The sequence below is a fragment of the Streptomyces alboflavus genome (assembly GCF_000716675.1).
GTDB lineage: Bacteria > Actinomycetota > Actinomycetes > Streptomycetales > Streptomycetaceae > Streptomyces > Streptomyces alboflavus.
Genome location: NZ_JNXT01000035.1, coordinates 46,581 through 67,850, shown reverse-complemented (window position 1 = coordinate 67,850; position 21,270 = coordinate 46,581). Strand labels below are relative to the sequence as shown.

The window sequence follows — 21,270 nt, the reverse complement described above, 5'->3', positions numbered from 1 at the left end:
GCACCGGCGCGGCGCCCGCTTTCTACACCCACTGTAAAGGAATGGCAAACCCGTGTGACAGAGGCTATGACCTCCGTCACGCGTCACGGTCGTGCAGCCGCCGAGTGGCGATGGCCAGCAGCGCCACGGCGTACGGGGTCACGAGCGCGACCGAGGGCCGGGCGCCGTGGGAACCGCCTGTCTCCGGGCTCGCGTCGGAGGTCTGCATCAGCCGATTCAGGGCGGCGGCGGTCGGGGCGGCGCCCGCGATCAGCGCTGGACGTCGCCGGAGATCCGAACGCGTCATCGCGTCCGCCGAGGGTCCCCGGGCTCACGAGTCCGGCGGGCCAGACGCCGAGCGTAAGCGATCCGCGCGTGGGGTACTTCCGGCGGCGCAACCGAACAGCAACGGCTGGCAGTGCGCGACGGAGGCCACGCGATGCAGCGCGGGCGCGGGAGGTGCGGGGGAACGGGGCCGTGAGGGGGTACGCGCCGGACGGCAGAGGGCCGATCCGCGTCCGGCGTACGGCATCAGGAGTACGCATTCCCGCCGCGTGCTCACAGCAGGGTCAGTCCGCCCTATTCTCCTTCTACAGCCCTGTAGACAAGGGTTCCTGACGACTCGTCGATCAACTGTAAGGAGTGAACGCCGCGATGGTGTTCAAGCGACTGCTCGGATCGCTCGGGGTGGGTGGCCCCTCGGTGGACACGGTCCTCAAGCCCGGGGCCGTCCGGCCCGGCGCGACGCTGCGTGGGCAGGTGAACCTCCAGGGCGGCGGCGCCGACGTCAACGTCGAGCACGTCACCCTGGAGCTGGTGGCGCGCGTGGAGGCCGAGCATGACGGTGGCGAGCACGAGGGATATGTGGCCTTCGACCGGTTCATCGTCGGCGGAAGCTTCAGGCTCGGCGAGGGGCAGCGGCACAGCGTGCCGTTCGCGATCACCCTGCCCTGGGAGACGCCGATCACCGAGCTGTACGGGCAGGGCCTGGGCATCGTCCTCGGGGTGCGGACCGAGCTGGCGGTGGCGGGTGCCAAGGACAAGGGCGACCTGGATGCGCTCGCCGTCGCCCCGCTGCCGGTCCAGGAGGCGATCCTGGAAGCCTTCGGGCAGCTCGGCTTCGGCTTCAAAACCGCGGACCTGGAGCTGGGCCGCATCGGCGGCACCGGCCAGCAGCTGCCCTTCTACCAAGAAGTCGAGCTGTCCGCTTCCCCTGAATACGCGCACGTGCTCACCGAGGTCGAGGTGACCTTCCTCGCCCACCGTGACGAGATGGAGGTCGTCCTGGAGGCCGACAAGCGCGGCGGCCACTCCTCCTCCGGCCACGACGCGGTCACCCGCTTCGCGGTCCCCTGTGACGGAGCCGAGCAGCAGAACTGGAACGCGATCGTGGACGGCTGGGTGCGCCAGATGGTCGGGCACCGGGCGTCGTACGGGCACGGCGAGGCGTACGGGCACGACTTCCACGGCCACGGGAATGAGGCCGGCAGTCACGGGCACGGAGGTCATCACCGTTCGGGGTCGGGCGTGGGCACCGCTGTGGCCGCGGGTGCGGCCGGGCTCGCCGTGGGCGTGGTCGGCGGCATGGTCGCGGCCGAAGTCGTCGACGAGGTCGGGGACTTCTTCGAGGGCGACGACGAAGGGGAAGAAGAGTGAACAGCGGGCGCGCCAGGGCGTATGCCGGGGCACTCCTGCTAGCTTCTACATTGCTGTAGAAGCTAGGTGTTGTCCGGACCGTGCTCCCCGCGGCCCGGGCAACGCTTCTCACCAAGGATGGAGTTGAGCAGGCATGGCCCTGTGGGACCGGCTCAAGGAATCCGCGTCGCAGATGCAGACGCAGCTCACGGCGAAGAAGAACGACCTGAAGAGCGGCGCCTTCCGGGACGCCGGCATGGCGATGTGTGCCCTGGTCGCGGCCGCCGACGGCTCGGTGGACCCCTCCGAGCGCCAACGCGTCACCGAACTCATTCTCACCAACGAGGTGCTGCGCAACTTCCCCTCCGAGGACCTTCAGCGCCGGTTCGAGATGAACCTCGACCAGCTGGCCGCCGACTTCCAGCTCGGCAAGGTCAGCGTGTTGCAGGAGATCGCCAAGGCCAAGAAGAAGCCTGCCGAGGCCCGAGCCGTGATCCAGATCGGCATCGTCATCGGCGGCGCCGACGGCGACTTCGACAAGGACGAGCAGGCCGTCGTACGGGAGGCGTGCTACGCGCTCGACCTGCCGCCGCACGAGTTCGACCTCTGAGGGCACTCGCCCGTCTGCCGTGGCCGTGGGGCTGCGGCGTGCCCCCTTACCGCTCCGGACCCGTGCCGGACGGGGAAGGGGGTGGCGGTCAGCGCACGCCGCCAAAGTCCTCGCCCACTGTCACCGTCACCAGGCCGCGCGGCGCGACCGCCTCCCGTACGGCACGGGCGCCGGGCAGGCGGGAGGCCACCTGCTCGGCGCGCTCCTCCATGCCCTCTGCGTAGCTCACCTGCGTGATCCGGGTATCGACAGGGGAGTTGCCGGTCTCGGTAACAGTGAAGCCCACCTCGCGCAGCCGCGCCGCGACATCCGCGCCGCGCCCAGGTCTGTCAGTCCCATTGAGGACGCGCACCCGCACGGACGAGGCGTACACCGGGCGCCGGGACGTACGATCCAGCCTCTCCTTCTCGGCCCGACCGACTTCTTCGTCCCTGGCCAGGGCGGTGAACAGCTCGGCAGCCTGGGGGAATTGCCACACGACGTTCGCCCGGTCGGCGGGAACGTCGGCCTGACGCGGGTAGTTCGGAACGGTCAGGAAGGTGAGCCGGTCGCCGGGGATCTCCTTCAGCTCGGAGGCGAGCCCGTACAGGGGCTTCATCCCGGCCAGGGAGTTGTCCGTGGTCAGCGACTTGGTGACCGACCGCAGGAAGCCGTACAGCGCCTTGGGGTGAGTCAGCTTGGACTGCGCCTTCTCGGCCAGGGCTTCCATGAACTCCTGCTGGCGGCCGATGCGCCCGATGTCCGAGCCGTCGCCGACGCTGTAGCGGGTGCGGACGTATCCGAGCGCCTTCTCACCCTTGATGGTCTGGCAGCCCGCCGCCAGGTTCAGATGAGCCTTCTTGTCGTGGATGGGCCGCTTCGGACAGACCTCGATGCCGCCCAGGGCATCGACCATGCCCTTGAAACCCTGGAAGTCCAAGGAGACGAAGTGATCCACACGCAGGCCCGTGTTCGACTCCACCGTCCTGATCGTGCAGGCGGCCGCGCCCCCTACGTCGCCCGTGCTCCCGCCGAGCGAGAACGCTTCGTTGATCTTGAAGTGGTGGGCGGCGGACCGGGTGCCGTCGCCCCTGTCGCAGGAGGGGATCCTCACCCACGAGTCACGGGGGAAGGACACGGCGGTGGCCCACTTCCGGTCGGCCGGGAGATGCACCAGCATGAGTGTGTCCGACTGCATGGTCGCCAGGCTCCTGCCGTACTCGGCGTTGGCGCCCTCGCGGCTGTCCGAGCCGACGACCAGGATGTTCTTCGAACCGGGACTCCTGTTGGCGGGCCGGTCGTCGCCCAGCTTGGCATCGACATCGGCGCCCCGGATGTTGCTGTTCAGATCCTGATAGGCCCACACGCCGGCCCCCAGGGCCGCGAGCAGTACGACAGCGGAGGTGCACCCGCCCCAGTGCAGGCCGCGACGCCACCCGGCTGCGGGCCTGCGGGCTCGCGAGTCGCGTCGGTGTCGCCCCATCCCGCCTCCACAGTCAGCTCGGGCCGCCGGACGCCGAACTCTACACTCGTGTAGAAGGCTGACTTGAGGAGATCGTGGGGTCTGGCCAACGCATGCCCCCGGCAGAGGTGTTGCGCATGCACCGGATCAAGTGGACTCGGGTTGCGGCGGGTTGACGATGCCTGCGCGGGGCGAGGCCCTCTTGCCCCGATCTTCTACAGGCGTGTAGAAATTTGGGGCCCTGTTGTGTGCTGACTTCGTCTTTCAGGAGGACTGTCATGGCTGCGATCGATCTGGCCAAAGTGGTGGACAAGGCATGGGTGGACAAGGAGGTCGCGGAGGTCCTCGCCGCGCCGGTATCCGCGCTGAAGGGTGTGTCGGACCGTGACGGTGAGCTGCTGCAAGAGGCGTTCGGCGTCAAGACGGTGGCCGACCTCGCGGAACTGAAGTATGTGCGGTGGGCGCAAGCACTGGCCGCGCTGGACGCCGTGACGAAGTAGGGCCGCGCCTGCTGCGGGCCGGAGGGTGGTGCGACGAGCGAGCCCACCGGCCCGCCACCGTGGTCCTCGGGCGCAGGGCGTCACAACCCCGTGCCCATCGGTCACTTCAGGTTCAACATGACGAATTCAACTGTGGGGAGACGATGAGATGGGCATCTCGGGTGTCATCAGCGCCGTCCTGATCGGCCTGATCATCGGAGCTCTGGGGCGCCTGGTACTGCCCGGACGCCAGCGGATCGGCATGCTGTGGACCATCGCTGTCGGCATTGCCGCGGCCCTGGTCGGCACCGGTATCGCCGCCGTCCTTGGCGTGTCGGACACCAAGGGCGTCGACTGGATCGAATGGGCCATCCAGGTCGCGCTGGCCGCCGCGGGTGTGGCTGGGCTCCAGCGGTTCAAGGGCCGCGCCTGACCGGGCGGCTCGCCGGGTTTCTGGCGCGCCGTGCGCTGCGGGCCGACGCCCGCGACGGCTGGGGCGGGTCTTACAAGGGTGTGGCCGCATGCAGAATGACGATCATCGTCACGGCCGAGTTGGCCGAGGACATCGCCGAGGCGACCGTCCCCACCGCCGCGGCCCACGCTGCGAGCCCCACCGAAGTGAACACCGAAGGCCAGCTGCGCGCGAGGGGCGCCGGGCCCAGCAGGGCCGCGACGCGGCGAGGGACCGGGCCCGCGCCTGTGAGGCCGGCGAGCGTCGGGGCCGGGGTGCCCTTGGAGACCAGGGCGGCCTTGCCGATCGCGATCGCGACTGTTCTGCGGTCGCCGACCGTTCGGGCGGCCTCCTCGTCGGCCCACCGCTCGGCGGTGTACGACACGGCCGTGCACAGCGGGCGCAGGAAGGGGTTGGCTCGGGCCGCCAACCGCACCGCCAGCAGATGCCGGTGGTGCCCGGCGACGAGGTGGGCCCGCTCGTGGGCGAACAGGGCCCGACGCTGCGGGGACCGGAGGCAGGACAGCAGGCCGGTCGTCACCACGATCCGGTCAGGTGCCCTGCCGCCCGGTAGTGCGTACGCGTAGGGCTCAGCGTCGTCGAGCACGACCACCGTCGTGTCCCGCACCCCGTTCAGTGCCTGGTGTGCCCGTCGGTGTACGAGCCGGTGTCGCCTCATCGTGCGTCCGAATCCGGTGGCCACGAAGAGGAGGACGGGGATGGCGACCTTGCCGACGACTTCCTCGCACGGGACAGCCTCGCGGACCTCCGGATCCGACCAGCCGTCGGGCAGCGGGTTGCCGGGAAGCTGCGCGGTGCCCACGACCATCAGCAGGCCCAGGCTGACCGTGCTGCACGTCGCCATCACCACGGCCACTCCCGTCAGGAGGCGGGTGGCGACGCGAGGGTGCAGTCGCTGCTCGGCCAGACGTGCCACCGGCCAGGCCGTCAGCGGCAGCACCAGTGGCAGAAAGATGAAGACCCCCATGAGGCGTCAGTCTTCCCGCCCCGCAGGGGTGTCGCGCAACAGGTCCCGCAACACCCGCTCATCCTCAAGGGACAGGGCCGTGACGAAGCTGGCCAGGACCGCCTCGCGGTCCCGCTCGCCGTCAAGGACCTTGCGCATCTTGTGCGCGGCGAGTCCCGCCTCGTCCGAGGCCGAGGTCCACACGAACGACCGGCCCACGCGCTCCCTGGTGACGACTCCCTTGGCGAGAAGCCGGGTGAGGATCGTGATCACGGTCGTGTACGCGAGGTCACCGCCGAGCCGCTCCTGGACCCAGGTTGTGCTCACTGCCTCGTCGGCTTCGCGCAAGGACGACAGGACGAGCGCCTCCAGTTCACCCTGCCCGCGCCGCCGGTGCCGCGACTCATCCCGGCCATGTCCTGCGTCCGCCATGCCCAGCTCCCTTCTGCTCCGCCCCCCTGCGCGCCCAGAGCGCGCCACATCGTACTGGCCCACCGGCGGACAACCGGGGCTCATCAAGGCCGAAATCAGCCGTAGGCGGTCGCGCGGCATCCCGCCTATCTCTTCTACAGTGCTGTAGATTCTAGGCTTCGTGGGCTGCGTGTCCGAGCCCTTCGTCCACTCAATTCGGGAGTAGAGCATGGGAGTTTCGCTGTCCAAGGGCGGCAACGTGTCGCTCAGTAAAGAAGCCCCCGGCCTGACCGCCGTCCTGGTCGGCCTCGGATGGGACGTGCGCACCACCACCGGCGCGGACTTCGACCTGGACGCGTCCGCACTGCTCGTCGGGGACTCCGGCAAGGTCGCCTCCAACGGGCACTTCGTCTTCTACAACAACCTCAAGAGCCCCGACGGCTCCGTGGAGCACACCGGCGACAACCTCACCGGCCAGGGCGAAGGAGACGACGAGATCATCAAGGTCGATCTCGCCGCCGTGCCCGCCGACATCACCAAGATCACCTTCCCGGTGTCCATCCACGACGCCGAGAGCCGCCAGCAGTCCTTCGGCCAGGTCCGAGGCGCCTTCATCCGCGTCGTGAACCAGGCCGACCAACAGGAGATCGCCCGCTACGACCTCACCGAGGACGCCTCCACCGAGACGGCCATGGTCTTCGGGGAGCTCTACCGCAACGGCGAGGAGTGGAAGTTCCGCGCGGTGGGCCAGGGCTACGCCAGTGGACTCGCGGGCATCGCCAAGGACTTCGGCGTCACCGTCTGAGGCTGACTCCGCCAGTCTCCGCCGGGCCCGTGCATCAGGGGCCCGGGCCCGGCGGACACCCACCGCAGATCGCTAAGCCTGCCCGTTCAACTTCATCACCAGCGTCGCCGGGAAGAGATGTGACACACCTGCCACACCTGCGCCCGGAGGACCGGGCCGACTTCGAGTGGGTCCTGAACCTGGCACTGGGCGTCACCGACATCCGCTCCGCCCTGGAACAAGGCCCGACCGCACACGACAGACACCGGCTGCGGGCACGGGCACGGGCCGCGGCTGACGAGATATCCCAAGCGGCCGCCACCGAGTACCGGGCCTACCTACGTGCCCGCGCCGCCGTGACGACTGCTCGACAGAACCCGGGCGATCTCTCCCAGCCGCCCACGAGCCCGGGTGCCGGGGCGCTGCTGCCCGCCCTCGCGGTCCTCGCCCCGCTCATCTCCGCGATCGCGGCCACGGCCTTTCTGCTCATGGGGTACGGCATCCAACTCGTGACACCGCAGAGCCAGCTCGCAGCCTCGCTCGTCACCGCCGGCTGGGTCAGCGCCCTGGCTTCAGCGGTCGCCACAGCCGTGGCCCTCAGCGCCCTGCTCGCCACGGCGCTCCGCCAGCGCGCCACACCGCCCTCGCCCTTGATCGTCCACAACACGGCGGCCGAACAGGCCCGTAACGCCTGGCAACAGGCACTACTGGAGCGCGGCATGCTCCCGTACCTGCGCAAACAGCTCTCCGCGAACCCGCCCCGTCCGCAGTAACCCACACCCCGGCCACTCGGCCCGGTACCGAAAGAAGCCCTCCATGACCTCCGTGAACCTCTCCAAGGGCCAGCAGATCAGCCTGAGCAAGACCGACGGCACCACGCTCAGCTCCGTACGCATGGGGCTCGGCTGGCAGGCCGCCCCGCGCAAGGGCTTCCTCGCCAAGCTCACCGGCGGCGGCGAGATCGACCTCGATGCCTCCGCCGTGCTCTTCGCAGCCGGACAACCGGTCGACTTCGTGTTCTTCCAGCACCTCACCAGCAAGGACGGGTCCGTGCGCCACTCCGGCGACAACCTGGTCGGCGGCGCGGGCCAGGGAGGCGACGACGAAGCCATCCTCGTCGACCTCGCCCGTGTTCCCGCACATGTCGACCAGATCGTCTTCACCGTCAACTCCTTCACCGGCCAGACCTTCACCGAGGTCCAGAACGCCTTCTGCCGCCTGATCGACGAAACCACCGGACAGGAACTGGCCCGCTACACGCTCACCGGCGGCGGCAGCCACACCGCCCAGATCATGGCCAAGGTCCACCGCGCCGGCCCCGGCTGGCAGATGAAGGCCATCGGCGAACCGGCTGCGGGCCGTACCTTCCAGGACCTCATGCCCGCCATCGCCGAACACCTGTAACCCCGCGGGCGCACACGCCCGGGTGTTGGGGTGGTACCAGCTGCGGGCCGCCTCGTCACGGGCGTCTCGTTACGGCCGCCTGCCGCACGCCGAGACGCTCTGTTCCGCGTCCCGCGGCGGAGGAGGGAGTGCCTGCTCGAGGTTGTCGAGGGCACGACGCGCCGTGGCGATGCGTTCGCGGAGCAGCTCCGGGTCGACGGGCACCGCCGCACCGGAGGGAGCCACGGCATCGCCCTGAGGGGCGCGCTCCCTCTCCATGTCGCGCGCCTCCTCCAGCGAAGTGATGACCACGCCGATGAGGACGTTGACCAGGACGAAGGAGGCCAGCAGGACGTACGAGGCGTAGTAGACGAAGCTCCAGCGGGAGATCTCAAGGCCCGCACGGACCGCGTCACCCAGGCCGTCCAGGGTCATCAACAGGAACAGAGTGAGCACGGCACGGCCGATGGAGCCGAAGTGCTCGGGGTCGTGGTCCGCGAAGAACACCCAGCCCACCATCGCGTACAGATACAGCAGCAGGGCGCCGACGAGCAGGAAGCTGACCGTACCCGGCAGGCTGCGCCCCACGGCGACCATCACCACACGCAGCTGCGGCAGAAAGCGGGCCGCCCGCAGGATGCGGGCCAGACGCAACAGCCGCAGGACGATGCCGTTCTCACGGATGACGGGCAGGAACGCGGACAGGAGCACGGCCACGTCGAAGAGGTTCCACGGATCGCGGAAGAAGTCCTTGGGGCGATCGGCGTGCGCTGCGACGCGTAGGAGTATCTCGATGGTGAAGGCGGCCACACAGCAGTGCTCGGCGAGGCTCAGCCACCGGTGCCAGTCCGCCACCAGACCCGCATAGGTCTCCACGCCCAGCAGAGCCGCGTTGGCGAGGATCAGTGCGAAGACGGTGACCGCGAACCAGCGCGCCTCCGTGACGGCCCTGCAGCGCGCCGCGAGAACCTCGCGGGCGCATAACGCCCTGGCCGTGGGGTCCGACATCCTGCTTCCTCACATCTAGACGGTGCGGCACCCACCACCACCGGCCAACAGAACGGAAAGGCGGGGTTGTTGAGGCACCCCGCAAGGGGAGACACTTCTACAGGATTGTAGATACAGGCGCGTCGTGCGCCGAACCGCCACGCATACCCGGGAGTGAGTGGACCTGATGTTCGGCTTGAGCGAGCTGGCCCTGATCCTCCTCGTCGTCGCGGTCATCCTCGCCGTGAGGAAGCTGCCCGGGCTGACGCGGTCGGCGGGCAAGGCGGCCCGCATCCTCAAGAGCGAGAAGCGCGCGCTCAAGAACGACCCCGAGGGCCCAGGCCCCGCGCAGCGCCCTTGACCACCGCTGTGCGGGCGACTGCGCGCCGTGAGCTGTTCACGGCGTGGGTCGGCAGACCCGCTCGCTCTCACCCACCTGTGCGGCGGCAGCTCGGTCCTGTTGTGAAAGTGCCGGTCACGGCTACCGGTTGAGGACTTCGGCCAGTACGGCCGCCTCGTAGCGGACCGCGAGTTTGTCGTACCTCGTGGCTACAGCCCGGTGGCGCTTGAGGGCGTTGATCCCGCACTCGGCCGCGTGCTGCTGCTTGTAGTCGTCCTTAGTCGAACTTGGGTGGCCATCCGCCTCGCGCTCTTTGCTTGAGGCGGTTGCGGTTGCGGTTGCGGACGCGGTCCGCCGGGACCGGGGTCGTGGCCTTGATCCCGCGTCTGTGCGGGTAAGCGCGACGGCTGCGGGAGTCGTACGCCTTGTCGGCCCGGACCCGGTCCGGCCGTTTGCGCGGCCTGCCGAGTCTGAGGCGGGGCACCCGGATCGCTTCAAGGGCCGGCTCGAACTGAGGTGAATAGACCCCTCACGTCGGCCCAGACCAGTGTTCCCGGAAAATCGGTGTCCCTATCAATGGCGCGCCACTCATCACCTTCACCCATGACTGCGATCCACGGGGGCGGGGATGCCAGGGCGTTTCCTGTGACTTCGAGCGCGGCCGAAAGGGATGCCCATCCCGGGCCTTCGTACCAGCGGTAGCCGGTCTCCTCGATGTCCCATGACCCGAGATGCCCGGTCTGGGTGTCGACGACGAGCTGCATCTCGCCCAGGGCGCCGATCGGCACGATCAAGCGGCTGTCGTCCGAGCCGTAGTGATCGTTCTTCAGCTTGTACTTGAGCGTTCCAAGATGGTCGTCAGCAAGCTGCTTGACGCTGTGAAGCGCGAACGTGTACGGGATGACATCGGTGAGCCCCGACCCGTTGTGCCGTAACAGCGACTGCTCAACATCCTCGGGCAGTCGCACGCCGAGCGCGCTGTAGAGGTCCTCCAGCTCGGAGGGGGTGCACGGCCCCGGCAGAGGCTGTTCTTGCGGAGCGTACTGGCCCAGCCAGCGTTCGATCTTCTCCCACGACTCATCCACTGACACTCGCGTCCTCCGCTCGCCAACAGACCGGCACCGCCTAGGAAATCATCGGATGCGTGCTGAGGGCACGGTTTGGTCAGCGCTCCTGCCACGGGACGCTGCTCGGAGTCAGCCAGCCGCCCTGGGCTGGCAGAGCAATGAGACGTCGAGTTCGTGCCGCTACGGGCTGTGACTGGGACACAGGTCGCGTCATGGAGTACTGAGGTGCGTCTTCGTCGCTTGCGCGCATAACTCTCGGACCGGTGTCGTGGTGGCTGCGTCCTACTCGCCGTGAAGCAACACGGCCGCGAAACATGGTGAGGCAATTGCCTCACCGCACCGGATTGAGCGGGATCGAGCGGGACTTGGGAGGATCGAATCGGGTGGACATGTCCGGTTCTCGGGCAATACCCCAGGTGAGATGGCTCACCGTTTTCGGTTCGAGTCCCACCCGCCCCACTCAGCAGAATCGATCTGATCTGCGGAGACGTCACGGCGTGGCGTTCCGCGGGGGTCTTGTGCCGTACTGCTGCCGCATGCGGCCTCCTTGCGGTGGCGCGACGCTTCCGCGACCTGGTGAGCGGTCGCGGGCGGCGGTGGCCGCCGAGTTGGATCAAGGGGATGGGCCCGTCGAGCCGCACGGGCCCATGTACCCCTCCGAATAACTGTTCCCCACTCGCGCTCGCGAGCACGTCCGGCTGCTCACGGATATGTCCGGGCGCACATGGACGCACCACGAACCTGGCACTGCGCGGCGGAGTTACGTGTCGAAGACCGTGGCCGCCTTTCCTGGGGCGCGGCGCACCCTGGTCCTCACCCCTGATCAAGTGAGGCTGTTCCAGCGCGCCTGCCGAGGCAAGCAGCAGGACCCAGTCGACCACCACGACCGTCGACCGATACGGCCACCTCCTGGACTCCGCGGACGACGAGGTGGTGGCAGCCGTGGAATGGGCCATGGGGTCCGGGGGAGTGGCGTTGCCGAAAGCTCCTGCTTGACCTCGGCGCCCACCTCTGCCGCGCCCATCTTCGCGGACGCCCTGAGGCGCCTGACTTCGAAGCCGCCTGCATGTTGGCTTCGCGATCAGGTTCTCAGTGGCCGCAGTACGGACACCGCCCGCTGCGGCGGCCGCGGGTCTCAACGGCAATCCCTTGCTCGCGGAGACGCGCCAACTGGTAGTGGACGGAGGAAGTCGGAAGAGAGTCCTGCGGCTTGGGCGAGGTCGCGAACGTTCGGGGTCTCGCCGTGCTCGGCGATCCACTCGCGTGCGATGCGCGTGATCCGCGTCTGGCGGTCGGTGAGCGTCATGGTCGCGTCGCCGTGGCCAGGGTGAGGGCTTGCTCCTTGAGGGCGACGCGAGCCGCCGGGGTGCCCGCGGAGGTCTGCCAGTACGGGTGCCCCGCGATCAGCCGGGACAGCCGCAGCAGTCGGCGCCGGAGCGAAGTCGTGCTGGCGGCCGGAGCAGTCGCGAGACCTCTGTACGTGACGTACCAGGCGGTTTGGGCCTCCAGGAGGTCATTGGGGAATCGGTGCCGGTGCATGCCTGAGATTAGATCGCATGTTCGAATTTAGGGGCAAGGTGACAGTCCGGCTGACCTAGCCGCGAGTCGTCCCCATCCTGTGTCATCGAACCTTGAGCGTGCGCCATCCGGCTTTGATGGTCGCGAGTTCGCGCCACCGAAGATTGAGCGCGCAGGTCAGGGGTCAGGAGGGTGTGCGGGAGGTGATCGCTTGTTGCGGCATCCTGAATCCATGGTTTCCTGAATTCAGGAGTACGTGTACCTTCATGGTGTGCTGACTGTTGCCTCCGACATCGAGGTGCTGGCCCGCTTCGGCCGCGCGCTCGCTGACCCGATCCGCTGCCGAATCCTGCTCACCCTGCGTGAGGCCCCGGCCTATCCCGCCAACCTCGCCGACGCCCTAGGCGTCTCGCGGACCCGGCTGTCGAATCACCTGGCGTGCCTGCGCGACTGCGGCTTGGTCGTCACTGTCCCGGAGGGGCGCCGCACTCGCTACGAGCTCGCCGACGAACGCCTCGTCCACGCGCTGGACGACCTGCGCACCGCAGTGGTCGCCGTCGAGACCGACCGCACCTGCGTGGACGCCGAGACGAAGGGCTGCTGCTGATGACCGCGGACATATCCATCTCCCTCGGCTCCAGCCCGGCCCGCCGCGAGGTGCTGGCCCGCCGGATACGCCTGCTGGTCGCCGCGACCATCACTTACAACGTGATCGAGGCGATCATCGCCATCACCGCCGGCACGATCGCCTCCTCCACGGCTCTGATCGGTTTCGGCCTCGACTCGGTCATCGAGGTCTCCTCCGCCGCGGCGGTAGCCTGGCAGTTCTCTGCCCGTGAGCACGCCGTGCGTGAGGCCCGCGAGAAGACCACCCTGCGGATCATCGCCGTCTCCTTCTTCGCACTCGCCGCGTACGTCACCGTCGACGCGATCCGGGCGCTGGTCGGCACTGGCGATGCCGAACGGTCGATCCCGGGCATCGTCATAGCCGCCCTCTCCCTGGCCGTGATGCCGTTCCTGTCCGCCGCCCAGCGCAAGACCGGGCGCGAACTGGGCTCCGCCAGCGCGGTCGCCGACTCGAAGCAGACGCTGCTGTGTACCTACCTCTCCGCCGTGCTGCTGGTGGGCTTGGTCCTCAACGCCACGCTCGGCTGGTCCTGGGCCGACCCGATCGCCGCCCTCGTCATCGCGGCCATCGCAGTGAAGGAGGGGCGCGACGCCTGGCAGGGCAAGGGCTGTTGCGCACCCACGGCTGCGGCGGCGTCGCCCGCCAACGCCGGGACGGACACCTGCGGCTGCCGTCCCGGCTGCGACTGCTGCAACTAACCGGCGGATCACTCAAAGTTCGATGGCACACGCTCAAGGTTCGCTGTCACAGGACAGTCCCGTCGCGGCGAACCTTGAGTGATTCTCATTGGATCTTGATGGATCGCAGTTCGCCTCAGCGAAGGTTAAGTGCGCAGGTCGCGGGCGATCGGATACTGGAGGCGGACCCAGTAGAGGTGGTCCGACCTTGCCGTGCGGTCGGCCGTCACCGGACCGCTGGCGTAGCTAGGACTGACGGCGTGCGAAGAGGACCGCACCTGGGACGTTGTCGCCGGGGTTGATCAGCATCTGAGCCTCGACGGTGAACCCGGCATCGCGTAGCCAGGACGTCACTTGGTCGGGCTGGCGGCGGTGAACGTGGACGTTCATCGGGTGGCCGCCGTAGCCCTGCGTCTTGAGCCTCGACTCGTCGCCGACGTGAAAGCCGAGCAGCAGTGGTCCGCGGGGACGCAACACGCGCCGGAAGTGGCCGAAGACCGTGGGTACTGCTTCGTCGGGGACATGAATCAACGACCAAAATGCGAGCAGGCCAACGACTGAAGCATCGGCGAGGTCGAGGTCGGTCATCGAGCCCACCTCGAACCGCAGGCGGGGGTGGTCACGTCGGGCCACGTCGATCATCGCGGATGAAAGATCGATGCCGAATGCGTCCACATCCAGCTCGTGCAGGTGAGCGGTGACGTGTCCAGGTCCGCAGCCCACGTCCGCCACCGGTCCACCGCCGGCGGCGTGCACCAAGTCGGCGAACAGCGCCAGAGCCGCCCGAAGATACGGCGCCCCGGCCAGAGCCTCGCGCAGTTGGTCGGCGTAGCTGACCGCGACCGTGTCGTAGGAGGTCCGGGTGTCTGCCAACCAGCGGTCCGCCTTCATGGCCCGACAGAGTAGTGCAGCGATCAGGGTGACGAACCAGATCAACTGAGATCAACGACGTATCAGACCAGGTCACTTGAGACGGAGGCCAGGTCCTTCGAGACGGGGCAGCCACGCTCACCCGGAAGCGAGTTCGTCTCGCTGATCGCAGGTCACCGAACCTTCAGCAGTCTTATCCAAAGGTTGAGCGATGAGCCGCCGCCGTGGCTCCGTGCGACTGCCGCCCGGGCCGCTACCGTCGAGGCATGGAGCTCTCCGAACAGGCCGTCATCCCAGCCGACCCGGAGCACACCTGGCGCCTTGTCACCGAACCTCGGCACGTCCAACAGTGGTACGCGTTCGGAGGCGCCGACATCGAGTTGGTGCCCGGAGGCGCGATGCTCCTGCGCTGGGATGAGCACGGCGGCTTTCCGGCCAGAGTGGAGGCCGTGGAGCCCGGCCACCGCTTCGCGTTCAGATGGCTACCGGACCCTGGTGATCTCGTCGAGATCACTCTCACGCCGGCAGGCGCCGGAACGCTGGTGCGGATCACCGAGAGCGGCACGCTGGACAATGCCGAGACCAGCGCCGTGGCCTGGAAGAACTCGCTCTCCTTGCTCGCGAGACTCGCTCAGAATTAGGGCCTGGTGTCCCGTCTCATTAGATCTTGCAGAGGTGGGACCGTTGACCTGTGGGGTGACAGGTTGAATCGCGACGTACCGGTGGAATGGCGAGGCGTCGCGGAAGCCCCATGGGCGGTGCCGCGGACCACCCCCGCACGCGCGGGGACCACGGGCCCCGGCTGCCGGGCTTACTGCGCGGACCGGGGCTACGACTTCGACAAATACCGGCGCCTGCTGTGGAAGCGCGGCATCAAACCCGTGATCGCCCGACGCGGCGTCGCCCACGGTTCCGGTCTGGGCAAGGTCCGTTGGGTTGTCGAGCGCGCATTCGCCTGGCTGCACCAGTTCAAACGGCTCCGCACTCGCTACGAGCGACGCGCCGATCTCCACCAGGGCCTGCTCGAACTCGCCTGCAGCCTCATATGCCACCGCTGCTTGCGAGGCTCGCCCTGAGATGATCAGTAGAGATGTTCTTGCGCTCAGGTGTCTGATCACTGCCGAGTGCCGGGTGGTTCCCAAGCTGACGGGGCGGGTTCGGTTCCCGTCATGCGCTTCATGGCGAAACCCCAGGCCAGAGACCTGGGGTTTCGCTGCTTCGGCTATTCCGGCTGGTAGGCGCTGATCGCGTCAGCCATGGGCTTGCCGAAGGTCATGTCACCGGACGGGATCGGGCTGCCGTCGAGGGAGAGGACCATCTTGGCCTCGTCGGGGCCGGCACTGAGGGTGCAGGTGACCTGGTGGGCGTCCGCGCGTTCGAAGCCGAACCGCGGGTAGTAGGTGGGGTGTCCGAGGACGGCGACGGTGTGTTCACCCAGGGCGCGGGCGGCGTCGAGGCCGGCGCGGACGAGGGCGCTGCCGATGCCGGTGCCCTGGTGGGTGGGGTCGACGGAGACGGGGGCCAGGGTCAGCCCCGGGACGCCGCCGATGCCGGCGCGGGTGAACAGGATGTGCGCGATGACGGTTCCGTTCTCGTCCTCGGCGACGAGGGAGAGTTCGGGGATCCAGCACGCGTCGGCGCGCAGGGCATCGACGAGGTCGGCGTCCTCGGGCGAGCCGAAGGCGGCGGTGATGACCTCGCGTACGCGGTCGGTGTCGTGGAGGGTCTCGGTCCTGATCTTCACTGCGGGGATTCTCCGTTTCTGTGGTGTTTGAAGTCGTGGTCGGGGGTGGGGCCGCGGGGCGGGGCACGGCTCCGGACGTGCCCCGCTCGTCGCCGCCGCGCCCGGGTCACAGGGTGAGGAGGGCGCGGCTGGCCTGCTTGGGGTCGGCGAGGGGTCTGAGTGCGAGGCGGACCAGGGCGAGCGGGTTGTCGTCGCCGGCGATGCGGTTGGCGCTGAGCTCGCCGCACGTGGCGCACTGGTGGATGATCATCCACTCGCCGTCGGTGCGGACGGACATGCCCAGCGCCTCCATCCGGCCGCGGCAGTCCGCGTCGCGGTCGCCCGGGATCTTCCGGTCGACGTGCAGGCTGGCCAGGCAGTTGGGGCAGTGGTTGCGGTGCGCAGTCCCGGGTGCGTTCAGGGACACGTCGAGCCGGCAGGACGCACACCGGAAGTCGTTCGCCCGGTGGCCGCCCTGGGTGTGCAGGACGTCCTTGTGCCGCTGCGGACGGCGCCGGCGCTGCCCGCGACCGCTGTGGTTGCGTGACATGGCGGTGCTCCTTTCCTATCGGGCGTCAGAGGGTTCCGAACGCTTCGAGCGGGAAAGGCGGTTGGGCCAGCGGGCGGACCGCCATGCGCATCAGGATGAGCTGGTTGTCGTCCACGCACACCGGGTTCGAGGTGAGCTCGTCGCAGCGCACGCAGCGGTGGATCACCATCCAGTCACCGGTGCGGAGCACGGCGATGGCGATCGGGGACATCCGGCCCTCGCAGTCGCTGGGACCATCCTCGACGCGGTCGCGGACGTGCCGGGAGTGCAGGCAGGACGGGCAGTGGTTGCGCGGCGCGCCGTCGGCGGCGTGCGCGGACACGGTCAGGCCGCACCATGCGCAGGCGAAGGTGCTGAGGCTGAGAGTGTTGGTGGTGGTGTGGCTGGACACCCGGGTGCTCCTTGCTGGGAAGTGGTCAAGACAGCAAGAGCAGGCCGAGTGGCCTCGTCAGAGGGCAGCCCGATGACGCCGCGGGACGGCGGAGGACAGGCAGATCAGAGCACCGGAGAACACGTCCGGCAGCAGCCCGGGGAAACGGGCAGCGCAAAGCGACAGACGGTTACGCGGTGTGGCGAGGCGCACTCGGCGCGGGCCGGGACATCAAACACCCTTTTCTAGGGCACGCAGGCCCAGAACGAATCAGAACGACCCGTTCAGGCTAACAGGACGCCTTCCGGGCCTGTCAACGCATTATTCGACGCACCCCGCCCCCTGAGGGCCCGCTTCAGTCGCACCTGTCCTTCAGCAAGCGGAGAACAAGGGCCGACGAGACGGCCGGAAGTCGGCCAGCATCGGGCGTGGCTGCGGGCCAGGTGCGGCACGGACAAGCCGCTTGCGGCCCTCATTCTGAAACGAGCAGTTAGGCCTCCGGCGGGGACCACCGCGGTCGACCTGCTGGCCCGGCTCGATGTCGCGGGATCACCCCCGCACGGGCGGGGACCACTGCACCGCGACCCATGCCGTGAGCCACATGGTGGGGTCACCCCCGCACGCGCGGGTACCACAGGGGCGACCTGCGGCTCTACGCGGTCGACAGTGGATTTCCCCTTACTCTTGGGAAAGCGGCATTTCATCCTGATGTTCATGAACAGCCGTCATGCGCCGCAAACCCCTCCCCAGCCACAGCATCCCGGCGACGAACTCGCGCTGGAGCCACGACTGTAGAGACACGTCCGCGTGAGCCTTGGTTGGGCGTCATCAGCGGGGCTGAGTGTGTCCCTGTGTCGCAGATGATTCCCCTCGGCGCGTTTCTGCCGCCACCACGACGTATTCGGCGCTACCGCGTCAAGCGGCGCACAACGTTCCTGCCGGGTCGCTACTCTTCGTAGGCGCAACTGGGCCGATTTCAGCAGCTGTTGCGGTCGCTCCCTGGGATGCGACCATGCGGGTGTCAGCAGAAGCCCCCGCTACTCCCAGCAGGCCACCGTGCCCCGCCCGGGCCCGTGGAGCCGGTGAGGGAATTGCCTCACCACCCCGGATTGAGCGGGACCGGGCCGGACTTGGTGGGGTCGAGTCATGCGGACATGTCCGGTTCCCCGGTAAAAGCGCAGGTGAGATGGGGCACCGTGTGAGGTTCTCCACCCCCGCCGTAGACGTCTGGGCCGACGCCAGGGTCGGCACGCAGGAACCCTTCGACGGCATCTGGCTCCGCGCCACAGCCTTCGACGACACCGTGTGCCGCCTCGAAGTCACCGACAGGCCCTGGCCAACGGCGTGCGACGTCCCATGATTCCGGCCCGCAGCCCTGCATTCGTCTCCGGCGGGTCACTCGTGCCTCATCGCCGAGCGAGCGTCCTGCACGACCGGCAGGAGCGGGAGGCCCCGCTCCTTTCATCGCAACAACGCAGGTGCCGACGGTGCGCGGTACTGCGACAGGGGCTGCGCCGAAGGCGCTCCTGTCGATTGCGTAGGCGTATTCGGTGGCTGTGGACCGGATGTGGCTCCGACGATGGGGTTCGAGTGGTGGCATCGAACCCTTTGGTTCACGAACACCGCAGTGTGGCGGATGGCTACCGCGGCGGTCGCCGGCACGAGGGGCCCTTGGACGGGCGCCTCCCTGCTACGGCGTGGCTGTCTGTCCAACACTGCCTCCACGCCCGAGCAACTGACCCAGACCATCCGCCACGAGATGAGGAAGATCCAGTACCGGCCCGCCTTATTGACGGATGCCTTGCTGGAACCGAATCGCCCTCATCCCAGCGACTTCACGTGTTCAAGCTCAGTGGGCCCGGGCGAACTCGCGCTCGAGGCTCTGTACACTCCCGGAACATTTGGCACTCGACGTCTTGCCATACTTGTTCCTGGGGATCGGGGACACCCACTTGCCGTAGATGAAGCCCTTGCCAGGGCACACGGCAACCACCCGATACTTGTAGAAGTCCGGATTATTGGTGTAGCCGCACTTGGCGTTCGCCTTGTGGCTGCCCTTCGACTTCCACATCTTGCACTTGGGAACACTCATCGCCTCAGCCGGGCTTGTCGTGAATGTTCCTGACATCAACGCCATGACAGCGACGCTCGCTGCAGCGGCGAGTCGAAGAGAACGCATACTTCCACCTTCGTTCGAACCGGTATGGGGATCACGCGGGCCCTACGGCGCGACGAGCTGATTTTCCTTGCCGATGCCGGAGGCGTTGCCTTCGGTGTAGAGGCTGAGCTCTCCGTCGGACCAGCGGACGACTGTGTCGTCCGGCCAAGGGTTAGAGCTGAAGTCGCCGCCGGTGACGAGTTTGGCGTGGGTCCAGAGTTGGTTGGGTGCCTTCCACTGGTGCTCGCCCCATGTGTTGCCCGTGCCGGTGAAGTCGTCGTAGAGGGTGAGTTCGCCATCGGACCAGCGCACGACGAGATCCCAGGTATTCCCTTGGGTGTAGTCGCCGGAGCCGATCTCGACGGCGTGCTTCCACAGTTTGCCGGGGTTGACGACCTTGATCTCCTTGCCGAGCTTCTTGCCGTCACCGGTGTTCTGGTACAGGGTCAGCTCTCCGTCGGACCACCGGACCACGAGGTCGTCCTGCCATTTGTTGCCGCCGTAGCGACCGGCTGTGATCGCTTCGGCGTGCTTCCAGGTGCTATTGGGCGCGACCAGCTGGATCTCGCCGTGGAAGCCCTTCTCGTCCACCGACGGGTAGAGGGTGACCTCGCCGTCGGACCAGCGGACGATGAGATCGGAGCCATTGTCGCCGGTGAAGTCGCCCGCGACGACTTGCTTCGCGTGGTCGGCCCACAGCTTGTTGGGCTTCATGACCCTGAACTCCTTGTCGAAGTAGTTCAGGCCTTTGTCCGCGCCCCGATACACGGTCAGCTCGCCGTCGGTCCACTTGACGAACATGTCCATGCGGTCTTCTGGAACAGGCCCGTTCAAGGCGAAGTAGCCCGAGGCGATGTCCGAGGCGTGCTTCCACGTCGACGCCGACGGCAGCACGATGGGCGTCGGCTTCTTCCCGGCCGCGGCCGCTTCATAGATGTTCTTGAGGTCGTTGTCGAAGTAGGACGAGTACGAGGTGTTCGGGCTGTGCCCCCCGGTCTTCCAGCCACCCGTCACCCCGATGACCCGGGGCTCTTCGCTACCCGCCGTGATGAACGGCCCGCCGGAGGTGCCGGAGACGTATCCGTCGCAGTCGATCTGTGAGAAGGTGCCGCCCTTCCAGCCGTCCGCACTGCCGGTGGTGAACTTCTTCATGGGCGAGATGCAGTCCAGCGGGTCCTGCTTGGGCTTGAACCCCGGGTAGCCGATCACACGGGTCTTGGGGTGGTCGAAGCCGGTGCCGTAGCCGATCTTGATGGCGCCGACGACGTCCTGGAGCTTCTTGCCGTCGCTGCGGGTGCTCGTCTTGAGGAAGGCGAAGTCCAGCCCCGTGTAGTCCTTGTCGCCGCCCCGGCGCATGTAACGGGGGTCGGCGTAGATCTGACCCTTGGCGATGGGGAAGATGCCGTGGGGCTGAGGCTTGCTCTTGCTGTGCTGCGGGACGAACACGAGCTTCTCCTGCCGGTCACTGCTGTCGAAGCAGTGCGCGGCGGTGAGCACCATGTTCTTCCCCGGCGACGGCACGACCGTGCCACCGCAGAAGCGGTAGAAGAGGTCGCCGTTGTCGTCGCGCTCGGCCCAGTAGAAGGTGCCCACTTCCTTGATGCCCTTGAACGGGTGCGAGGGGGAGCGCAGCATCTTCTTGCGTGTGGCTTGGGGCAGTTGTGCCTCGCGGGCCTGCTGCTCCTCGACCGGGTCGGCCTCGTCCATGCGCTCCGGTGTCCAGAATTTCTCCAGCTCGCTGGCTTCATCCGTAGTCGGCTCGTCCGTCGCGGACTCGGAGGGCGCGGGAGCGGAAGGAGACGGGAGGCCGGTTTGCCCGGCAGGTGGTGTAGGGCTCGGCGGGCTGGCGGAGGGCGTCTTCGCGGGACTGGTTGATGGGTCCGGACTACTGACTTCCGGTGCGGGACGGGTCGGGCTCGGCGTGGGGTCAGCCCACGCGGGCGTGTGGATGGTGATGGTGGCTGCCATGACAGCCACGACGGTCAGGCTGTGTCTCAGCCTCAAGTTTCCCCCCTCGTACGGACATACGGGCCTTTGTCGACAGGCCCACGAAGTTCAAGATCATTAATCACGTCGTGCCCCCATGTCGATGTGATCGTGAGTAAAGATTCTTTTACGTTCCGTGAGGCAACCTGGCAGGGAGCGTGGGGTTCTACTTCTTCGCGTCGCACGATCGATTGGAGAGCACGGGAATGAGCCCACGTGGGGGTAAGTGGCGAGGGCGGCGGTATGCGGCCGCAGC

General features: G+C 67.8%; 25 protein-coding genes and 1 pseudogene. 13 read left to right on the top strand and 13 right to left on the bottom strand.

Translation table 11 applies throughout. The features are described from left to right. Positions 1-76: 76 nt before the first annotated feature. Positions 77-208, bottom strand: coding sequence for a DUF805 domain-containing protein (locus tag OO63_RS46920; RefSeq protein WP_234311104.1), 132 nt, complete (start codon positions 206-208; stop codon positions 77-79). A gap of 425 nt (positions 209-633) precedes the next feature. Between OO63_RS46920 and OO63_RS24820 the strand changes: the two genes are divergently transcribed. Together OO63_RS24820 and OO63_RS24815 are read left to right on the top strand one after the other, a co-directional pair. Next, a complete protein-coding gene (locus OO63_RS24820) occupies positions 634-1,635 on the top strand; it encodes a sporulation protein (protein WP_030357613.1) in 1,002 nt (333 codons plus the stop codon). A gap of 133 nt (positions 1,636-1,768) precedes the next feature. Next, positions 1,769-2,224 carry a tellurite resistance TerB family protein gene (locus OO63_RS24815; RefSeq protein WP_030357612.1) on the top strand — a complete coding sequence of 152 codons (456 nt, stop codon included), beginning with the start codon at positions 1,769-1,771 and terminating at the stop codon, positions 2,222-2,224. Between the two features lie 88 nt (positions 2,225-2,312). On the opposite strand, the gene OO63_RS24810 is transcribed toward OO63_RS24815, so the two are convergent. After that, positions 2,313-3,686 carry an LCP family protein gene (locus OO63_RS24810; RefSeq protein ID WP_078619338.1) on the bottom strand — a complete coding sequence of 458 codons (1,374 nt, stop codon included), beginning with the start codon at positions 3,684-3,686 and terminating at the stop codon, positions 2,313-2,315. A gap of 257 nt (positions 3,687-3,943) precedes the next feature. Between OO63_RS24810 and OO63_RS24805 the strand changes: the two genes are divergently transcribed. Both OO63_RS24805 and OO63_RS24800 read left to right on the top strand, forming a co-directional pair. Further along, on the top strand, positions 3,944-4,165 hold the full coding sequence (locus tag OO63_RS24805; protein WP_030357610.1) for a hypothetical protein: 222 nt from the start codon (positions 3,944-3,946) through the stop codon (positions 4,163-4,165). 148 nt (positions 4,166-4,313) lie between these two features. Then, positions 4,314-4,577 (top strand): GlsB/YeaQ/YmgE family stress response membrane protein, encoded by a 264-nt coding sequence (locus OO63_RS24800; protein WP_030357609.1) that lies wholly within the window; start codon positions 4,314-4,316, stop codon positions 4,575-4,577. A gap of 70 nt (positions 4,578-4,647) precedes the next feature. On the opposite strand, the gene OO63_RS24795 is transcribed toward OO63_RS24800, so the two are convergent. Beyond that, the gene (locus OO63_RS24795) at positions 4,648-5,583 is read right to left on the bottom strand and encodes a M56 family metallopeptidase (RefSeq protein WP_030357608.1); all 936 of its coding nucleotides are present in this window, start codon (positions 5,581-5,583) and stop codon (positions 4,648-4,650) included. A gap of 6 nt (positions 5,584-5,589) precedes the next feature. Next, positions 5,590-5,994: a BlaI/MecI/CopY family transcriptional regulator gene (locus OO63_RS24790; RefSeq protein ID WP_030357607.1), complete on the bottom strand. Its 405-nt coding sequence runs from the start codon at positions 5,992-5,994 to the stop codon at positions 5,590-5,592. A 208-nt stretch (positions 5,995-6,202) separates the two neighbouring features. On the opposite strand from OO63_RS24790, the gene OO63_RS24785 reads away from it, so the two are divergent. The 3 genes from OO63_RS24785 to OO63_RS24775 all read left to right on the top strand — a co-directional run bounded on the left by OO63_RS24785 (position 6,203) and on the right by OO63_RS24775 (position 8,161). Further along, on the top strand, positions 6,203-6,778 hold the full coding sequence (locus OO63_RS24785) for a TerD family protein (RefSeq protein WP_030357606.1): 576 nt from the start codon (positions 6,203-6,205) through the stop codon (positions 6,776-6,778). 119 nt (positions 6,779-6,897) lie between these two features. Next, positions 6,898-7,530 (top strand): hypothetical protein, encoded by a 633-nt coding sequence (locus tag OO63_RS24780; protein ID WP_030357605.1) that lies wholly within the window; start codon positions 6,898-6,900, stop codon positions 7,528-7,530. A gap of 43 nt (positions 7,531-7,573) precedes the next feature. Then, the gene (locus tag OO63_RS24775) at positions 7,574-8,161 is read left to right on the top strand and encodes a TerD family protein (protein ID WP_030357604.1); all 588 of its coding nucleotides are present in this window, start codon (positions 7,574-7,576) and stop codon (positions 8,159-8,161) included. Positions 8,162-8,230: 69 nt separating this feature from the next. On the opposite strand, the gene OO63_RS24770 is transcribed toward OO63_RS24775, so the two are convergent. Further along, positions 8,231-9,148, bottom strand: a complete 918-nt coding sequence (locus OO63_RS24770; RefSeq protein WP_030357603.1) for an ion transporter — start codon at positions 9,146-9,148, stop codon at positions 8,231-8,233. 166 nt (positions 9,149-9,314) lie between these two features. On the opposite strand from OO63_RS24770, the gene OO63_RS24765 reads away from it, so the two are divergent. Further along, positions 9,315-9,488 carry a twin-arginine translocase TatA/TatE family subunit gene (locus OO63_RS24765; protein WP_030357602.1) on the top strand — a complete coding sequence of 58 codons (174 nt, stop codon included), beginning with the start codon at positions 9,315-9,317 and terminating at the stop codon, positions 9,486-9,488. Between the two features lie 473 nt (positions 9,489-9,961). Here OO63_RS24765 and OO63_RS24760 read toward each other — a convergent pair whose 3' ends face one another. After that, positions 9,962-10,552, bottom strand: coding sequence for an SMI1/KNR4 family protein (locus tag OO63_RS24760; RefSeq protein WP_030357601.1), 591 nt, complete (start codon positions 10,550-10,552; stop codon positions 9,962-9,964). A 1,284-nt stretch (positions 10,553-11,836) separates the two neighbouring features. Continuing rightward, positions 11,837-12,073, bottom strand: a complete 237-nt coding sequence (locus OO63_RS43745; RefSeq protein WP_030357600.1) for a hypothetical protein — start codon at positions 12,071-12,073, stop codon at positions 11,837-11,839. Positions 12,074-12,323: 250 nt separating this feature from the next. Between OO63_RS43745 and OO63_RS24755 the strand changes: the two genes are divergently transcribed. Both OO63_RS24755 and OO63_RS24750 read left to right on the top strand, forming a co-directional pair. After that, positions 12,324-12,659, top strand: a complete 336-nt coding sequence (locus tag OO63_RS24755) for an ArsR/SmtB family transcription factor (protein ID WP_030357599.1) — start codon at positions 12,324-12,326, stop codon at positions 12,657-12,659. Further along, the gene (locus OO63_RS24750) at positions 12,659-13,378 is read left to right on the top strand and encodes a cation efflux transmembrane domain-containing protein (protein ID WP_030357598.1); all 720 of its coding nucleotides are present in this window, start codon (positions 12,659-12,661) and stop codon (positions 13,376-13,378) included. The genes OO63_RS24755 and OO63_RS24750 overlap by 1 nt, the downstream gene beginning before the upstream one ends. Before the next feature lie 225 nt (positions 13,379-13,603). Here the strand turns inward: OO63_RS24750 and OO63_RS24745 are convergent, their stop codons facing one another. Then, entirely contained in the window at positions 13,604-14,248 is a 645-nt protein-coding gene (locus OO63_RS24745) for a class I SAM-dependent methyltransferase (protein WP_030357597.1), read from the bottom strand. A gap of 245 nt (positions 14,249-14,493) precedes the next feature. On the opposite strand from OO63_RS24745, the gene OO63_RS24740 reads away from it, so the two are divergent. Together OO63_RS24740 and OO63_RS24735 are read left to right on the top strand one after the other, a co-directional pair. Further along, positions 14,494-14,868 carry an SRPBCC domain-containing protein gene (locus OO63_RS24740; RefSeq protein WP_033264422.1) on the top strand — a complete coding sequence of 125 codons (375 nt, stop codon included), beginning with the start codon at positions 14,494-14,496 and terminating at the stop codon, positions 14,866-14,868. Between the two features lie 165 nt (positions 14,869-15,033). Next, positions 15,034-15,303, top strand: a pseudogene (locus OO63_RS24735) (IS5 family transposase); the annotation flags it as partial. A gap of 146 nt (positions 15,304-15,449) precedes the next feature. Here the strand turns inward: OO63_RS24735 and OO63_RS24730 are convergent. From OO63_RS24730 to OO63_RS24720, 3 genes are all read right to left on the bottom strand, one after another. Then, a complete protein-coding gene (locus OO63_RS24730) occupies positions 15,450-15,971 on the bottom strand; it encodes a GNAT family N-acetyltransferase (protein WP_106983306.1) in 522 nt (173 codons plus the stop codon). Positions 15,972-16,077: 106 nt separating this feature from the next. Continuing rightward, positions 16,078-16,500 carry an RNHCP domain-containing protein gene (locus tag OO63_RS24725; protein WP_030357593.1) on the bottom strand — a complete coding sequence of 141 codons (423 nt, stop codon included), beginning with the start codon at positions 16,498-16,500 and terminating at the stop codon, positions 16,078-16,080. Between the two features lie 25 nt (positions 16,501-16,525). After that, on the bottom strand, positions 16,526-16,891 hold the full coding sequence (locus OO63_RS24720) for an RNHCP domain-containing protein (protein WP_030357592.1): 366 nt from the start codon (positions 16,889-16,891) through the stop codon (positions 16,526-16,528). 1,177 nt (positions 16,892-18,068) lie between these two features. Between OO63_RS24720 and OO63_RS45555 the strand changes: the two genes are divergently transcribed. Further along, positions 18,069-18,230 (top strand): hypothetical protein, encoded by a 162-nt coding sequence (locus OO63_RS45555; protein ID WP_157854045.1) that lies wholly within the window; start codon positions 18,069-18,071, stop codon positions 18,228-18,230. A gap of 489 nt (positions 18,231-18,719) precedes the next feature. On the opposite strand, the gene OO63_RS24715 is transcribed toward OO63_RS45555, so the two are convergent. Next, positions 18,720-19,049, bottom strand: a complete 330-nt coding sequence (locus OO63_RS24715; protein ID WP_157854044.1) for a hypothetical protein — start codon at positions 19,047-19,049, stop codon at positions 18,720-18,722. Between the two features lie 42 nt (positions 19,050-19,091). Then, positions 19,092-20,735, bottom strand: coding sequence for a trypsin-like serine peptidase (locus tag OO63_RS24710; RefSeq protein WP_051811154.1), 1,644 nt, complete (start codon positions 20,733-20,735; stop codon positions 19,092-19,094). Between the last annotated feature and the right edge of the window lie 535 nt (positions 20,736-21,270).

What these genes read in the sequence shown, in the direction of transcription:
- OO63_RS46920 (WP_234311104.1), bottom strand. Translation starts at nt 208, where the DNA reads ATGCAGACCTCCGACGCGAGCCCGGAGACAGGCGGTTCCCACGGCGCC.
- OO63_RS24820 (WP_030357613.1), top strand. Translation starts at nt 634, where the DNA reads ATGGTGTTCAAGCGACTGCTCGGATCGCTCGGGGTGGGTGGCCCCTCG.
- OO63_RS24815 (WP_030357612.1), top strand. Translation starts at nt 1,769, where the DNA reads ATGGCCCTGTGGGACCGGCTCAAGGAATCCGCGTCGCAGATGCAGACG.
- OO63_RS24810 (WP_078619338.1), bottom strand. Translation starts at nt 3,686, where the DNA reads ATGGGGCGACACCGACGCGACTCGCGAGCCCGCAGGCCCGCAGCCGGG.
- OO63_RS24805 (WP_030357610.1), top strand. Translation starts at nt 3,944, where the DNA reads ATGGCTGCGATCGATCTGGCCAAAGTGGTGGACAAGGCATGGGTGGAC.
- OO63_RS24800 (WP_030357609.1), top strand. Translation starts at nt 4,314, where the DNA reads ATGGGCATCTCGGGTGTCATCAGCGCCGTCCTGATCGGCCTGATCATC.
- OO63_RS24795 (WP_030357608.1), bottom strand. Translation starts at nt 5,583, where the DNA reads ATGGGGGTCTTCATCTTTCTGCCACTGGTGCTGCCGCTGACGGCCTGG.
- OO63_RS24790 (WP_030357607.1), bottom strand. Translation starts at nt 5,994, where the DNA reads ATGGCGGACGCAGGACATGGCCGGGATGAGTCGCGGCACCGGCGGCGC.
- OO63_RS24785 (WP_030357606.1), top strand. Translation starts at nt 6,203, where the DNA reads ATGGGAGTTTCGCTGTCCAAGGGCGGCAACGTGTCGCTCAGTAAAGAA.
- OO63_RS24775 (WP_030357604.1), top strand. Translation starts at nt 7,574, where the DNA reads ATGACCTCCGTGAACCTCTCCAAGGGCCAGCAGATCAGCCTGAGCAAG.
- OO63_RS24770 (WP_030357603.1), bottom strand. Translation starts at nt 9,148, where the DNA reads ATGTCGGACCCCACGGCCAGGGCGTTATGCGCCCGCGAGGTTCTCGCG.
- OO63_RS24765 (WP_030357602.1), top strand. Translation starts at nt 9,315, where the DNA reads ATGTTCGGCTTGAGCGAGCTGGCCCTGATCCTCCTCGTCGTCGCGGTC.
- OO63_RS43745 (WP_030357600.1), bottom strand. Translation starts at nt 12,073, where the DNA reads ATGCACCGGCACCGATTCCCCAATGACCTCCTGGAGGCCCAAACCGCC.
- OO63_RS24750 (WP_030357598.1), top strand. Translation starts at nt 12,659, where the DNA reads ATGACCGCGGACATATCCATCTCCCTCGGCTCCAGCCCGGCCCGCCGC.
- OO63_RS24745 (WP_030357597.1), bottom strand. Translation starts at nt 14,248, where the DNA reads ATGAAGGCGGACCGCTGGTTGGCAGACACCCGGACCTCCTACGACACG.
- OO63_RS24740 (WP_033264422.1), top strand. Translation starts at nt 14,494, where the DNA reads ATGGAGCTCTCCGAACAGGCCGTCATCCCAGCCGACCCGGAGCACACC.
- OO63_RS24725 (WP_030357593.1), bottom strand. Translation starts at nt 16,500, where the DNA reads ATGTCACGCAACCACAGCGGTCGCGGGCAGCGCCGGCGCCGTCCGCAG.
- OO63_RS24715 (WP_157854044.1), bottom strand. Translation starts at nt 19,049, where the DNA reads ATGCGTTCTCTTCGACTCGCCGCTGCAGCGAGCGTCGCTGTCATGGCG.
- OO63_RS24710 (WP_051811154.1), bottom strand. Translation starts at nt 20,735, where the DNA reads ATGGACGAGGCCGACCCGGTCGAGGAGCAGCAGGCCCGCGAGGCACAA.